The sequence below is a fragment of the Paraburkholderia sp. BR10936 genome, assembly GCF_040965735.1.
Lineage (GTDB): Bacteria > Pseudomonadota > Gammaproteobacteria > Burkholderiales > Burkholderiaceae > Paraburkholderia > Paraburkholderia nodosa_A.
On the sequence record NZ_JBFRCM010000014.1, the window covers coordinates 149,374 to 164,161 of the forward strand.

Genomic DNA, 14,788 nt, shown 5'->3' on the forward strand with positions numbered 1-14,788 from the left:
GCAATGAGCATCGAATCCCTACCCGCGCACGGCAGCGAGCCCTGGTCAGAGCCTGCTCAAGGCACGTCCGGCAAGAACGTCTCGCGGCTCATCGTCGCGACTTCGATCGGCAACGCGCTCGAGTTCTACGACCTGCTGGCGTACGGCTACTTCGCCTCGACGCTCTCCAAGCTCTTCTTCCCCGTTCACAACGCAACGATGTCGCTGCTGCTCACACTCGGCACATTCGCGCTCTCGTACCTCGCGCGGCCGGTCGGCGCGCTCGTGCTCGGCTCATACAGCGACCGCAAGGGCCGCAAGGCGTCGCTCACGCTCTCCATTACGATGATGACGATCGGCACCGGCATGGTCGCGCTGATGCCCACCTACGCGACGATCGGCATCCTCGCGCCCATCGGCATTTTTGCCTCGCGTCTTCTGCAAGGCTTTTCGGCGGGCGGCGAGTTCGGCAGTTCCACTGCCTTCCTGATCGAGCACGCGCCGCAGCGCAGCGGTTTCATGTCGAGCTGGCAGTTCTCGAGCCAGGGCGCGAGCACGCTGCTCGTCTCCCTGTTCGGCGCGGTGCTCACGGGCATGCTCACGCAGCCGCAGCTCGAAGGCTGGGGCTGGCGCATTCCGTTCCTGTTCGGTGTGCTGATCGGTCCCGTGGGCCTTTATATCCGCCGACGCATGGACGAAACGCCCGAATTCGAGCGTATCGAAAAAGCCGAGTCGCCCGTGCGCGAACTGTTCGCCACGCAGAAGGCGCGCGTGATCGCATCGATCGGCGTGCTGATCCTGACTACCTCGGCCCAATACGTGCTGCTCTACATGCCGACCTATGCCGCGCGGCAGCTCGGCCTCGCACCTTCATCGGGCTTCATCGCCACGCTCGTGGCCGGCCTGATCGCCATCGTGCTCACGCCGATCGTGGGCCACTGGTCGGACAAGGTGGGCCGCACGCGCATCATGTTCGCGGCGGGCGTGCTGTTCCTGCTCACCGTCTATCCCGCGTTCATGTTCGTCACCGCCCATCCTTCGCTGCCCTCGCTGCTGGCGGCCGTGGTCTGGATCGCGGTGCTGAAGGTCACCTATTTCGCCTCGATTCCGGCGCTCATGGCCAGCTTCTTCCCCGCACGCACGCGCACCACGGGCATGGCGCTCGCCTATAACGTCGGCACGACCGTGTTCGGCGGCTTCACGCCGCTCGCCGTGGCCGCGCTCATTGCGGCGACCGGCAACAATCTCGCGCCGGGGCTCTGGCTGATGTTCGCGGCCGTGTTGAGCCTCGCTACGCTGATCTGGGCCTGCATGCGCCTCGACGCCCGTTGAAGCGGCCCGCACAAGAACACCAACAGGAAACACGCACGTATGCAACACGATTTGCCGCAGGAAGTTCAGGACGCCATCCAGTTTTCCGTCGATCACGAATCGGCATGGGACCGCAATGCCGATGGCAACTTCGGCGTGCACGTGAACGACCCGCCGCCGTGGAACTGCTTGCTGGGCCCCATTCACGATCGCGGCCCTGTGTCCGGCGCGGTTGCTGTGAACGGGCGCCCGCTCGCGCAATGGGGCGCGCCCGATCGGCCCGATCTGACCTTCAGCATCGCCAAGACGTATCTGGCGCTGCTCGCGGGCGTGGCGCACGATCGCGGCCTGCTGCCCGATCCCGACGAGCCCGTCCACGTGCGCGCGCCCGGCATCGGCTTCGACGATGACCACAATGCGCAGGTCACGTGGACGCATCTACTGCAACAGACGAGCGAATGGCAAGGCACGTGCTTCGGCCTTACCGATCAGGCCGATCACTATCGCGCCGTTACGTTCGGCGAGCCGCCCGACGGGAAAAAAGGCGACTTGCGCCCGTTACGCGCACCCGGCACGTATTGGGAATACAACGACGTGCGCATCAACCAGCTTTCGTTCGCGCTCCTGTGCCTGTTCGGTCGTTCGTTACCCGAAGTCTTTCGCGAGACGATCATGAGGCCCGTCGGCGCGAGCGAGAACTGGCAATGGGTCGGTTACGACGACGCGTGGATCGACCAGGGCGGCAGACGCGTGCAGTCGGTGCCGGGCGGCTCGCATTGGGGCGGCGGCATGTCGGTGAGCGCAAACGATCAGTTGAAGGTCGCGCAAATGCTGCTCGACGACGGCGTCGTATCCGGCCGCCGCGTACTCTCGAGCGAATGGATCGCGCGTATGCGCACGCCCTGCCCGCTCGCGCCGTTCTACGGCTCACTGGTGTGGCTCAACACGGGGCGGCGCATGTTCCCGAGCGTGCCCGAGTCGAGCTGGTTTGGCGTCGGCGCGGGCAGTTCGTTCATGTGGATCGAGCCCGAGCGCAAGATCGCGCTGATCGTGCGCTGGCTCGATTCGCAATTCGCCGATGCGTTCTTCGGCAAGATGCTGCACGCCGTGGATGCCGTGTGCGCGCGCCAGGGCACGAGGACGCTGGCGACCTAGCGCAGCGCCATTTCCAGCACCCGCGCCACGTGCAGCGCCGTGGCGTTTGCGCCGTCGTGGATCTGGTGGCGGCAACTCGTGCCATCCGCCACGACGAGATCGGCGCGATCCGCCTTGCGCACGGCGGGCAACAGCGCCAGCTCGGCCATCGCCAGCGAAGCTTCGTAGTGCTCCGCTTCGTAGCCGAAGCTGCCCGCCATCCCGCAGCATGACGATTCGATCGGCTTCACATCGAGGCCCGGAATCCAGCCCAGCACCGTGAGCACGGGGCGGAAGGCGTCGAATGCTTTCTGGTGGCAGTGGCCGTGCACCCACGCGCGTGGCGCATCGAGTTCGTGCAACGTCAGATCGAAGCGGCCCGCGCCTTTCTCGCGCACGAGGAATTCCTCGAACAGGAACGCCGCGGCCGACAACTCCCGCGCTTCGTCGCCGTAGCCGTATTGCAGGAATTCGTCGCGCATCGAGAGCAGGCACGAAGGTTCGAGCCCGACGATCGACACGCCGCGGGCCACGAACGGCATCAGCGTATCGAGCAGGCGCCGCGCCTCGCGCTTTGCCTCGTCGACCAGTCCCGCGGCGAGGAAGGTGCGGCCACAGCAGAGCGGGCGCTCTTCGCCGCGCACGTTGAAGTGCACGAAATAGCCGGCCGCTTCGAGCACACGTTGCGCGGCGCGGGCGTTTTCGGGCTCGAAGTTGTCGTTGAAGGTGTCGACGAACAGCACCACTTCCTTCGTTGCCGCTGCTGCGTCGGGCTTTGCGGCCGCGACCTCCGCAAGGAACGAAGGCCGCAACTGCGGCAGCGAGCGTTGCGGCGCGAAGCCGAGCATGCGCTTTGCCCACGCGGAGACCACCGGGATGCGCTCGCCCGCCGCCGCAAGGCCGCCGGCTTGCGCCGCGCGTCGCGCATAGCGCGGTAAATAGGCAATCATCTTCTCGCGCAGCTTCAGACCGTGCTTCGTATTCCATGCAGCGCGCGCCTCGATTTTCAGCTTCGCCATGTCCACGCCGGTTGGACAGTCGCGCTTGCAGCCCTTGCACGATACGCACAGGTCGAGCGTGTCCTTGACGTCGTCGCTTGCGAGTCCGTCCTCGCCCAACTGCCCCGAAATCGCGAGCCGCAACGTATTCGCGCGGCCACGCGTCGCGTGCTTCTCGTCTTTCGTCACGCGGTAGCTCGGGCACATCGTGCCCGCGTCGAACTTGCGGCAGTGGCCGTTGTTGTTGCACATCTCCACGGCCTTCGCGAGGCCGCCGGTCAGGTCGTCGCCGCTGCCGGGCGGCGTTTCCACGCCGGTTAGCGGATCGCGGCCCACGTCCCACGCCGACCAGTCGAGCATCGGCCGCATCTGGCGCTCGCGATATCCCGGCGCGAAGCGGAACAGCGTCGCGTCGTCCATTTTCGGCGGCCGCACGATCTTGTCGGGATTGAAACGGTTCTCGGGGTCGAACAGCTGCTTGATTTCCGAGAATGCGGCGTTGATCTTCGGTCCGTACTGCCAGGCAATCCATTCGCCGCGGCACAGACCGTCGCCATGCTCGCCCGAAAACGCACCCTTGTACTCGCGCACCAATTCCGCAGCCTGCTCGCCTATCGCGCGCATTTTCGCCGCACCGTCGCGGCGCATGTCGAGTATCGGCCGCACGTGCAGCGTGCCGACGCTCGCGTGCGCGTACCACGTGCCTTCGGTGCCGTGCCGATGGAAGATTTCGGTCAAGCGGCTCGTGTACTCCGCGAGATGTTCGAGCGGCACGGCGCAGTCCTCGATGAACGAGACGGGCTTGCCGTCGCCCTTCATGCTCATCATGATGTTCAGGCCCGCCTTGCGCACTTCCCATAGCGCCTTTTGCTCGTTCGCATCGGTCATCTTCACGACCGAGTCCCGCAGGCCTTGATCGCCCATCAGCTGGACCAGGTCATCGAGGCGGCGCAGCTGGGCGTCACGCTCGTCGCCCGCGAACTCGACCAGCAGGATCGCATCGGGCCTGCCCACCAGCGCCTTTTCGATCACCGGCTTGAAGCCCGGATTGCCGAGCGCGAGTTCGATCATCGTGCGATCGACCAGCTCGACCGCAGTCGGCTTGAGCTTGACGATGTGCTGCGCCGAGTCCATCGCTTGCCAGAAGGTGGGAAAGCTCACTACGCCCAGCGTTTTGTGCGCTGGCAACGGCGCGAGCTTCAGCGTGATCTGCCGGCTGAACGCGAGCGTGCCTTCGGAGCCCACGAGCAGATGCGCGAGATTCGCCACGCCGTCGTCGGTGTAGGCGAGCGGGTTCTGGCAATCGAACAGGTCGATGTTGTAGCCGGCCACACGGCGCAGCACCTTCGGCATGCGTTCCGCGATCTCGCCGCGCTCGCGCGTGGCGATACGCTGTACGCCTTCGAGCAGCGCCGCCAGCCGCACGCCTTCGTGCGGCATGTTCAGCGACTGGAAGCGCGCTTCGGTGCCATCCGCGAGAATCGCGTCGATGCCGAGCACGTTGTGCACCATGTTGCCGTATTCGATCGAACGCGAGCCGCACGAGTTGTTGCCCGCCATGCCGCCGATCGTGCACTGCGCCGCCGTCGACACATCCACGGGAAACCACAACCCGTGCGGCTTGAGCCACGCGTTCAGATGATCGAGCACGACGCCCGGTTCGACCGTCACAATGCGCGCATCGGCGTCGAACTCGACGATGTTGTTGAGCCACTTCGACGTGTCGATCACGAGCGCTTCGCCCACCGTCTGCCCGCACTGGCTCGTACCCGCGCCGCGCGCCAGCACGGGAGCATGCGCGAGGCGCGCCACTTCCAGCGCGGCGCGCAAGTCGTCCTGATCGCGTGGCACGACCACGCCGATGGGCACGATCTGATAGATCGAGGCGTCGGTTGCGTAACGGCCGCGGCTTGCGGCGTCGAACCACACGTCGCCGCGCAGTGCTTCACGCAGACGCCGCGCGAGCGGCGAGCCGTGGCCCGCGCTCGAAGGAACGAGATGAACCGGCTTGACCAGCATGCCCGAGGTGCGTGCGCCTTCCATCGCCGTTCACACTCCTTGATGAGAACCTGCGGGTTCGTCAGCCTTCGTGCCCAGCTCGAAGCGGCTCTCCGGCTGCATGCGGAACGCGAGGATCACGCCGCACCCCATCAGCACCATGCTGCCCACGAACGGCAGGTCCCAGTTGCCGAAGCGGTCGATCAGAAAGCCGCCCACCACGGGCGAGATGATCGCGGCCAGCGCCGAGCCCGTGTTCATCATGCCGCTCGCCGTGCCCGAGAATTCCGGCGCGATATCCATGGGAATCGCCCACATCGGCCCGATCGTCATTTCGGCGAAGAAGAAGCCCGCCGCGAGGCACGCCATGGAAATGACCGGGTCGTGCACGAACATCAGCGGCACGAGCACGATCAGCGTGATCAGCATGCACACCGAGACCATCCAGCTGCGCGCGCGCTTGAGGTTGCCCGTGCGCTGAAAGAGCCAGTCGGTCACGAGGCCGCCGAGCGTATCGCCTACCACGCCCGCGAGGAACACCACCGAGGCGAAGATCGCCGACTTGCCCAACTGCAGGTGATAGTTGTGCAGGAAGTATTGCGGGATCCAGCTAAGGAAAAGCCACAGCGTCCAGCCGTAGCAGAAGTAGACGATCGTCACCGGAATCATGCGCCTGAAGAGCGCCATCCACGGCAGGCCGGTCGCGCGCGGCTTGGGCGGCGGCAGGATCGCGAGCTCGGCCTCGGTAATGCGCGGGTGATCCTTCGGATGTTCGGTGAAGGTGAACGCCCACACCACCACCCACAGCAGGCTGAGCGCGCCGCAAACATAAAACGATTCGCGCCAGCCGTAGCGCGCCATCACCAGCACGACCACCGCTGGCGCCACGGCATTGCCGATGCGCGAGGCGGAGTGCGTGATGCCCTGCGCGAAGCCGCGCCGCTCTTTCGCGACCCAGCGCGACATGGCCGAGGTCGAGGCGGGAAACGTCGCGCCCTCGCCGAAGCCGAGCAACAGGCGCGCGGCGAGCAGCGTGGCGAGGCCGCCCGCCATGCCCGTGAGAACCGTGGCCACGCCCCACAGCGCACCGCAGAAAAGCAGCGTGCGCCGCGCACCGAAGCGGTCGCTCACCCAGCCGCCGATGATCTGAAACAGCAGGTACGGATACGCAAACGCCGAAAAAACCAGTCCCACTTCGGTATGCGAAAGCTGGAACTCCTTGCCGAAGCCCGCCGCCGCCGTGCTCACGTTCACACGGTCGAGGTAGGTGATGAAGTACATGATGCAGAGCATGATCAGCACGATGCTGCTCGCGCTCGTCAATCGATACCGTTTCATCGTCAGTCTCCGTTGCTGGTTCTGTCGGCCGCATCGCCCTTCTCGAAGTGGCGTCCGGCATGGGAACGATCTCGCATCGCCCGGAATCGGCCTCGCATGCCGCGCCCCGTGCGCGGCATGTGAAAAAGTGCTTGTTTCAGGCGGCTTTCAGCGACACCACGTTGGGTTGCGCCGCGAGATAGTCCATCGCGGCTGGCAAGCCGCTGTCCCTCAAGGGCACGCCCGCAATGCGCAGGCCCATCTCGCAGCCGGCCAATGCCGCCAGCAGCGTGAGATCGTTGCAGTCGCCCAGATGCCCGATGCGGAACATGCGCCCTTTGACCTTGCCGAGGCCCGTGCCGAGCGAGAGATCGAAGCGCTCGTAGATGATCTTGCGCACGGCATCCGCATCCACGCCTTCGGGCATCATCACGCCCGTGAGCACGGGACTGTAGACGGCGGGATCGGCGCACTGGATCTCGAGGCCCCACGCTCGCACCGCGCGCCGGCACGCCTCGCCCAGCCGCTGATGCCGCGCGAACACGTTGTCGAGCCCTTCGTCCTGCAGCATGTCGAGCGCTTCGGAAAGGCCGTAGAGCAGGTTCGTGTTGGGCGTGTACGGCCAGTAGCCGCTCTTGTTCATCTCGATGATCTCAGCCCAGCCCCAGAAGCTGCGCGGCAGCTTCGCGTGCTCGCTCGCGGCCAGCGCCTTCGCCGAAACCGCGTTGAAGCTGATGCCCGGCGGCAGCATGAGACCCTTCTGCGAGCCGGAGACGGTCACGTCCACGCCCCATTCGTCATGGCGATAGTCAGCGCTGGCGAGACCGGAAATCGTGTCGACGAGCAGCAGCGCCGGGTGCCCGGCGGCATCGATCGCGCGGCGCACCGCGGCGATGTCCGAGGTCACGCCGGTCGAGGTCTCGTTGTGCACCACGCACACCGCCTTGATGGCGTGCTGCGCGTCCTCGCGCAAACGCTTTTCGATCATGTCGGCCTGCACGCCGCGCCGCCAGCCTTCGATGCCGGGCAGGCCGAGAAATTCCGGCTTCAGGCCAAGGCGCTCGGCCATCTGCTTCCATAGCGTCGCGAAATGGCCCGTCTCAAACATCAGCACCGAGTCGCCGGGACTCAGCGTGTTCGTGAGCGCGGCTTCCCACGCGCCCGTGCCGGAGGCCGGGTAAATCACCACCGGCTGCTGCGTCTTGAAGATCTTCTTGATGCCGTCCAGCACCTTGAGCCCGAGCACGGCAAACTCGGGGCCGCGATGGTCGATGGTCGGATAGCTCATCGCGCGCAGGATGCGATCGGGCACCGGGCTCGGCCCGGGAATCTGCAGGAAATGGCGGCCAGCGGGATGGAAATCGAGCTTCAACATGCAATCGCTCCTGTTTTTGAATTTTGCATTCAAAAAACTATAATCCAGCCAGCTCATGTGCAGACAGGCAATTCTGATGTGGTTTACCCCAGGCACAGTGTGCTTCTTTGGGGTCCTGTCCTTGGGCTAGAATTCGCTGGAAATCGATGGAAATGCCTTTTGCATGCAAAACCCGAACCTGAACCCCTCTGCGACCAGCCCGGAACTGCCGCCCATTCCGCGCCAGCAACTCCATGACACCGTCGTCGACCATCTGCGGCGGTTCATCGTGGAAGGCGCGCTCGAGGCCGGGCGCAAGCTCAACGAGCGCGAGCTGTGCGAAACGCTGGGCATTTCGCGCACGCCGCTGCGCGAGGCGCTGAAGGTGCTCGCGTCCGAAGGGCTGATCGAAATTTCCCCGAATCGCGGCGCCTCGGTCTCGAAGATGTCGGAGGCGGAACTGCGCGAGACCTTCGAACTCATGAGCGGACTCGAAGCGTTTTCAGGCGAACTGGCTTGCGAGCGGATCACCGCGGCTGAGATCGCCGAGATCAAGGCGCTGCACTACGCGATGCTCGCCTGCCGCGCGCAGAACGATCTGGCCGGTTACTACAGCCGCAATCAGGCGATTCACGACAAGATCAACGAAGCGGCGCGCAATTCGGCGCTGCGGCAGACGTATATCGCGGTGAATCGCCGCTTGCAGGCGCTAAGGTTTCGCTCGAACTTCGAAACCGCCAAGTGGGACCGCGCGATTCACGAGCACGGCGAAATGCTGGAGGCGCTCGATGCGCGCGACGGCAAGCGGCTCGCGGCAATACTGCGGCAGCATTTGCTCGCCAAACGCGATGCGGTGTTGCGGATTGGGGATACGCCGTCGGTGCAGGAGTAGGTTGGCTTTACGCTCAAATGATAAGCCCCGCCGAAGCGGGGCAAAACGATGTGCTAAGGAGGGGCTTTCCGACTGAGCGCCTTAGCGAAAACGAGGGGCGAGAAAGCGCCGCCAAATCAGACTTCCCCCAATCCCGATAACCATACCGGAAATAGTCATTGATATCGAGAAGTAAATCAGCATCGCGATCACGCCCATATCATCAGGATCCGGCATATTGTCTTTCAGGATGATTCTAAAACCAGACCGGATTGCCAGATCGACCCAATACGGCATGTCAGTCGGCATGGTGAGATAGAAAGTGGTTAGATAGTATGCCCCAGCAATGGCTAACGCTATACAGAAAATTAACCACACGATTTCTGCCAATCGTTTCATCGAACGTCAACCGTACCGTAAGCATGCAACGCCGAACCCGGAACTAGCAAGTCTGCCGGATGCGAACGAATATATCGTCGAAGGTTCGTGAACTCGGACGGGCTAATTACGGTAATACAGCCTTCACTCAGCCGCATTGGTCCTTCAGGATGCAGCCTGAAGTGCCCCCGCTTGATGCCATCAATCATCGTCGCGTCTCCGCCGTGCGCGTTCCATAGCATGAACCACTTCGTATGGTCGGTCGAACCGAACCCGTGCGCGTCATACCAGTCCCGGAACCAGCCAAATCGTCCGCCCGATTGCCGGTCAAGAATATAGTATGTTCCAGCGGGCAGCGGGCCTATATCGGGCATAGCCGTGTCGTTCGGATTGTCTCGCCCCTGCTTCTGCCCGGAGTATGCTGCGACCGGGCCAAAGCCGGAACAGTACAGCGTCGAGGTCGTTTGGCCATTCAGCGCAAATGTACACCTTACCGGCATATTCGCGCCCCGTTAGAAGTAGTTCCACGAATCTTTGAAAATCATGTTCCCTTCCGTGTAATTCCAGGTAATTTCCTCATAGCGGAATTCCACGACTTCGAAATGATTACGATGCTGGTTTACGGCCTCTTTGATATTTGGCACGCGAGGCGATATCCCGACTACCTTTACATTCCTCATGAACACGGTGAAATAGGCCTCTTCTATCCCCGCATCATTTGCGCGATAGAACTTCAGCTCTCCCGTCTGCAAGGTAAGTCCACATGCAACCGCACGATAGAGAAGCGCAGAGGAACGATCGATTTCCTTTTCGATAATGAGCGGCCGATGCGTGCGCGCACCCATCAGCTTTCCGGTGTTGCTGTCCGAAGGCATATGCAAGCCATGTGTCAGGCTCAATACCTCGATACTCCCTTCTCTTCCAAAAACCTCGCTGGATCCAACAATAACCGCGCCGCCTTCGTCCTTTAGCCAGAGATGCAGGGGAACCGCCAATTTGACCTTCCTTGAGAACCATGAAGTAAACGAAAACCAGCGCGAAAACTCGGCCGGTTAGCTGAACGGGTCAGTCGATTACCCGTTCGAGCGATGCTCACTCCATGCGGGAAGGCGGGATATGGGATTCATCCGAAAATGCTACGTAATAAAGGATGCGACGATGCGATATGCATCACTTGTATCGCCCCACTACTTCGCCGCCGACTCCAGAAAACTCTGCGCAAGCTGCTTCCTCAGGTGATCGGCAGCAGGTGAGAGCCTGCGGCCCACGCGCGTGACCATCTGGCTCGAAAAGCCCGCCGCGATCGGATGATCGATCGGCACGGCCACCAATTCGCCCAGATCGATGCCGCGGCGCGCCGTGATCGACGACATGAACGCCACGCCAAGACCAGCGGCCGCGAGCGTCTGCGCCGTGTTGAACAGATCCACGCGATACGCCGGCATCACGTTCAGACGCGCATCTTCGAACAGCGACTGCACGAAGTGCTGCACACCGAACGACTCGGTCATGAAGATCAGGCGCTCGCTGGCGAGTTCGGCGGGCGCCACCTTGTGCATCTTCGCAAAGCGGTGCGAGGGTGCGACGAGCGCGCAGAGCGGCCGCGACGCGAAGGGATGAATGCGCATGGCAGGGTCGTCGGAGGTGCGTGTGCACAGGCCGATATCGACGACGTCGTCGCGCACGAGCGACAGCACGACCGGCGTCGGCCCCGAGCGAATCTCCACGAGAATGTCCGGGTACGTCATCGAAAAACGCTGCAACGCCCGCGCGATCAGATTGCCGATGAAGCCCTCGCCCACACCCAGCGCCACGCGGCCGCGCCGCAGGTGCCGGTACTCCTCCAGGCGCGCGGCCAGATCGCGCTGACGGCGCTGCCCGTCGCGATAGTGGTCCACCAGCACCTGACCGATCTCGGTCACGGCCACACTGCGCCCGCGCCGCTCGATCAGCGGAAAGCGCAACCGGCGCTCCAGCGCCGCCACCTGCCTGCTGATGACCGAGGCGTTGATACCGAGCGCCTCGGCGGCCATGCGCACGCCGCCTGCGGCTGCGATTTCGGCCAGATAGCGCAGCGGGCGCTCGCCGATCTCGTCGATCGCGCCTCGCGCCGCATCTTCCCAATCTGCCTTTCCCCGCACTGCATTGCTCCTTCCGCGCGCCTTGCCATGCTGCGCCGCGACAATCTATCGTTGACTATAAGTCAACATTTTCGGTGCTTTTCCGTCATGGGTCGAGTTTTTCGTCGATGCAATACTCGGCCTTTGGCTTTTGCCCAAAACCCATTCCAATAAGGGGAGTCCCCGTGAGCGAGCACCACTACTGCGAAGTCGCCGACCTGGCCGAAGCCCGATCGGAACTCGACGAAATCCGTCATCACCTCCACAAGCACCCCGAGCTGTCGTACGAGGAAGCCGACACGTCGTGTTTCGTCGCCGACAAGCTCGAGTCCTGGGGCTACGAAGTCACGCGCCATGTGGGCGGGCACGGCGTCGTGGCGGCGCTCAAGGCCGGCACGAGCACGCGCACCGTAGGCGTGCGCGCCGACATGGACGCCCTGCCGGTCCAGGAGCTGACCGGCCTCGACTACGCGAGCATCCACGCGGGCAAGATGCACGCGTGCGGCCACGACGGCCACACCACCGTGCTGCTCGGCGCCGCGCGCCAGCTCGCGAAAACGCGCAATTTCGACGGCACCGTCCACCTGATTTTTCAGCCCGCCGAGGAAGCCGGTTCGGACAGCGGCGCCGAGCGCATGATCGCCGACGGCCTGTTCGAGCGCTTCCCCTGCGAAGCCATCTTCGGGCTGCACAATCATCCGGGCGTGCCCACCGGCACCTTCGGCTTTCGCGCCGGCCCGCTCATGGCCGCGTGCGACACCGTCAAGCTGCGCGTTCACGGCAAGGGCGGCCACGCGGCGCGCCCGCATCTGGCCGTCGACCCGGTGCTCGTGGGCAGCAGCATCGTGATGGCCCTGCAGTCGGTAGTGTCGCGCAACGTCGACCCCAACGAAGCCGCGGTCGTGACCGTCGGCGCGTTCCGTTCGGGCCACGCGCCGAACGTGATTCCCGAAGACGCCGTGCTCGAAATGAGCGTGCGCTCGTTCTCGCCCGAGGTGCGCGCGACGCTCGAGGCACGCATTCGCGCGCTCGTGCAAGCGCAGGCGCAAAGCTACGGTGCGACGGTGGACATCGAATTCATCCGCGGTTATCCGGTGCTGATCAACAGCGAAGCCGAAACCGAATTCGCACGCCAGGTCGCCGAGGAACTGGTCGGGCCGGAGCACGTCATCGCGCCCTTCCCGCCGATCGCCGGCAGCGAGGACTTCGCGTACTACCTGCAGCAGCGGCCCGGTTGTTTCGTACGCCTTGGCAATGGCGAAGGCCGCCCGATGCTGCACAACGCGCGCTACGACTTCAACGACGACAATCTGACCATTGGCGCAGCGTTCTGGACGCGCCTCGTCGAACGCTTCCTCAGCAAGGAGCGTGCATGAACGCCGCCACCGAACCGCTTCTGGAAACAGCCGAAGAAGCGCCGCTCTCACCGGGCTACCAGCGCAAGATCGTTCTCGCGGCGGTGATCGGCAACCTGCTCGAATTCTTCGACTTCACGGTCTATAGCTATTTCGCGCTCACGATCGGCCATCAGTTCTTTCCGGCCGACAGCCAGGTCACGTCGCTCTTGCTCGCGTTCGCGGTGTTCGCCGTGGGTTTCGTGATGCGCCCGCTCGGCGGCATCGTGCTCGGCCGCTACGCGGACCGCGCGGGCCGCAAGCCCGCGCTCACGCTCACCATCCTGCTGATGGCGGTGGGTTCCGCGTCCATCGGTCTTGCACCAACCTATGCGCAGATCGGCCTGGCCGCGCCGCTCTTGATCGTGGTTGCCCGCCTCGTCCAGGGTTTCGCGCAGGGCGGCGAGTTCGGCGCGGCCACCGCCACCCTCCTCGAAATGGGCGGCCAGGCAAGCCGCGGGTTTCGCGCGAGCTGGCAGCTCGCGAGCCAGGGCGCGGCGGCGCTGCTCGGCTCGGGCCTCGCGGCAAGCCTCGGCTTTCTGCTCTCCGCGGAAACGATGCATAGCTGGGGATGGCGCATTCCATTCTTGCTCGGCACGCTCATCGCGCCGGTCGGCATCTATCTGCGCCGGCACATTCGCGAGGAGCCGCCGGCGCAGCGCGTGATCGCGGACCGCGACGACCCGAAGCGCGGCCTGTACGTGCGCAACTGGTTTCTCACGATCTTCGCGATCATGGGCATGTCGGTTTCGACCTACGTGATGATGTACTACATGCCGACCTACTGCATCCAGTACCTGGGACTGCCACCCAAAATGTCGATCCTCGCGGGCGTGGCGTCCAGCACGATCTCGCTCGTGATGTGCCCGATCTACGGCGCGTGGTCGGACCGCATGGGCCGCCGCAAGCCGCTCACGGTGATCGGGCGCGTCGCGTTGATCCTGCTGCTGTATCCGGCGTTCTGGCTCATGACGCACTTTCCGTCGCTGCCGGTCGTGCTCGCCGCGCTCGTCGTGCTCATGCTCTGCTATACGATGGGCTCTGCGCCCGCTTACGCGCTGATGCCGGAAAACTTTCCGAAACATCTGCGCGCAGGCTATATGTCGAGTGCATACGCGATTGCGGTTTCCGTGTTCGGCGGCACGGCTCAGCTCGTGGCCGGCTGGCTCATCCATGTGACGGGCAACAAGATGGCGCCCGCGTGGTACATGATCGGCTGCGTGCTGATTTCGCTCATCGCCGTTTCAATGTTCGAGGAAACCGGCAACAAGCAGATCGACTGACCGCTCGCCTGAAAAGATGCAGCCCTAAAAAGGGCGGGCGACGCACGCTGCGTCGCTCGCCCTTCGCACTACACCCCGATTCTTCTTCTTTAGTCAGTTTGACTACCTACCGCGCCCTTATTGGCTGCCGCCCGGCTGCGTGCTCATCCCGCCATTGCCGTTACCGTTGTCGTTGTTATACGGCATGCTTTGAGGGGTTCCCGTGGCAGGCGCAGGCGCCGCGCCAGTCCCCGTTCCCTGGCCGCCGCCGGTCGCTGTAGTGCCGGGCGCGCCATAGCCGCTATTGTTATAACGGGTGCCTGCGGTGCTGCCCGGCGGACGCGCCGTATTGATGCCCGCCGCGCCCGTCGTGCCGCCGCCCGCGCCGACACCATTGCTACCGCCGCCGGTGCCACCGGCTCCCCCGCCGGCTCCCCCGCCTGCGCCCTGCGCGAGCGCCGCTGCCGAACACGTTGCGAGGATGACCCCAGCCAGCAATTGTTTGATCGATCCATTCATTTCGCTCTCCTTGAGGATTGTGGATGGAACTGCTACGTGGCGAACCGGCGGCGCACCACGCCTGACTGTTGTTCCGCAAGCGCCATGCCGCCGCAGAATCGAATCCGGCTGCGCGCCGTTTGCTCTGATTCGAGGTTTCACGCACCGCGCGGC

General features: G+C 64.1%; 13 protein-coding genes. 5 read left to right on the forward strand and 8 right to left on the reverse strand.

All coding sequences use genetic code 11. The features are described 5' to 3' along the window. The first annotated feature begins 3 nt into the window (after positions 1–3). Together AB4Y36_RS26930 and AB4Y36_RS26935 are read left to right on the forward strand one after the other, a co-directional pair. Complete coding sequence (locus AB4Y36_RS26930) at positions 4–1,311, forward strand: MFS transporter (RefSeq protein ID WP_069266663.1); 1,308 nt, start codon at positions 4–6, stop codon at positions 1,309–1,311. Positions 1,312–1,350: 39 nt separating this feature from the next. Next, positions 1,351–2,445 carry a serine hydrolase gene (locus tag AB4Y36_RS26935; protein WP_069266664.1) on the forward strand — a complete coding sequence of 365 codons (1,095 nt, stop codon included), beginning with the start codon at positions 1,351–1,353 and terminating at the stop codon, positions 2,443–2,445. Here AB4Y36_RS26935 and AB4Y36_RS26940 read toward each other — a convergent pair. From AB4Y36_RS26940 to AB4Y36_RS26950, 3 genes are all read right to left on the reverse strand, one after another. Further along, entirely contained in the window at positions 2,442–5,465 is a 3,024-nt protein-coding gene (locus tag AB4Y36_RS26940) for an FAD-binding and (Fe-S)-binding domain-containing protein (protein ID WP_368684608.1), read from the reverse strand. The genes AB4Y36_RS26935 and AB4Y36_RS26940 overlap by 4 nt on opposite strands. Positions 5,466–5,471: 6 nt before the next feature. Next, positions 5,472–6,758: an MFS transporter gene (locus tag AB4Y36_RS26945; protein WP_368684609.1), complete on the reverse strand. Its 1,287-nt coding sequence runs from the start codon at positions 6,756–6,758 to the stop codon at positions 5,472–5,474. A gap of 136 nt (positions 6,759–6,894) precedes the next feature. Continuing rightward, a complete protein-coding gene (locus tag AB4Y36_RS26950) occupies positions 6,895–8,112 on the reverse strand; it encodes an alanine--glyoxylate aminotransferase family protein (protein WP_368684610.1) in 1,218 nt (405 codons plus the stop codon). A gap of 163 nt (positions 8,113–8,275) precedes the next feature. On the opposite strand from AB4Y36_RS26950, the gene AB4Y36_RS26955 reads away from it, so the two are divergent. Next, positions 8,276–8,983: a GntR family transcriptional regulator gene (locus tag AB4Y36_RS26955; protein ID WP_368684611.1), complete on the forward strand. Its 708-nt coding sequence runs from the start codon at positions 8,276–8,278 to the stop codon at positions 8,981–8,983. A gap of 81 nt (positions 8,984–9,064) precedes the next feature. Here AB4Y36_RS26955 and AB4Y36_RS26960 read toward each other — a convergent pair whose 3' ends face one another. From AB4Y36_RS26960 to AB4Y36_RS26975, 4 genes are all read right to left on the reverse strand, one after another. Further along, positions 9,065–9,361, reverse strand: coding sequence for a hypothetical protein (locus tag AB4Y36_RS26960; protein WP_368684612.1), 297 nt, complete (start codon positions 9,359–9,361; stop codon positions 9,065–9,067). Further along, positions 9,358–9,840, reverse strand: coding sequence for a DUF2778 domain-containing protein (locus AB4Y36_RS26965; protein WP_368684613.1), 483 nt, complete (start codon positions 9,838–9,840; stop codon positions 9,358–9,360). The genes AB4Y36_RS26960 and AB4Y36_RS26965 overlap by 4 nt, the downstream gene beginning before the upstream one ends. A gap of 12 nt (positions 9,841–9,852) precedes the next feature. Then, entirely contained in the window at positions 9,853–10,335 is a 483-nt protein-coding gene (gene tssD, locus AB4Y36_RS26970) for a type VI secretion system tube protein TssD (RefSeq protein WP_368684614.1), read from the reverse strand. Positions 10,336–10,527: 192 nt separating this feature from the next. Continuing rightward, positions 10,528–11,481 carry a LysR family transcriptional regulator gene (locus AB4Y36_RS26975; protein ID WP_256094890.1) on the reverse strand — a complete coding sequence of 318 codons (954 nt, stop codon included), beginning with the start codon at positions 11,479–11,481 and terminating at the stop codon, positions 10,528–10,530. A gap of 164 nt (positions 11,482–11,645) precedes the next feature. On the opposite strand from AB4Y36_RS26975, the gene AB4Y36_RS26980 reads away from it, so the two are divergent. Both AB4Y36_RS26980 and AB4Y36_RS26985 read left to right on the forward strand, forming a co-directional pair. After that, complete coding sequence (locus tag AB4Y36_RS26980) at positions 11,646–12,836, forward strand: M20 aminoacylase family protein (protein ID WP_069266669.1); 1,191 nt, start codon at positions 11,646–11,648, stop codon at positions 12,834–12,836. Continuing rightward, positions 12,833–14,137 carry an MFS transporter gene (locus tag AB4Y36_RS26985; protein WP_368684615.1) on the forward strand — a complete coding sequence of 435 codons (1,305 nt, stop codon included), beginning with the start codon at positions 12,833–12,835 and terminating at the stop codon, positions 14,135–14,137. The genes AB4Y36_RS26980 and AB4Y36_RS26985 overlap by 4 nt, the downstream gene beginning before the upstream one ends. Before the next feature lie 117 nt (positions 14,138–14,254). On the opposite strand, the gene AB4Y36_RS26990 is transcribed toward AB4Y36_RS26985, so the two are convergent. Further along, entirely contained in the window at positions 14,255–14,635 is a 381-nt protein-coding gene (locus AB4Y36_RS26990; RefSeq protein WP_368684616.1) for a hypothetical protein, read from the reverse strand. Positions 14,636–14,788 lie beyond the last annotated feature (153 nt).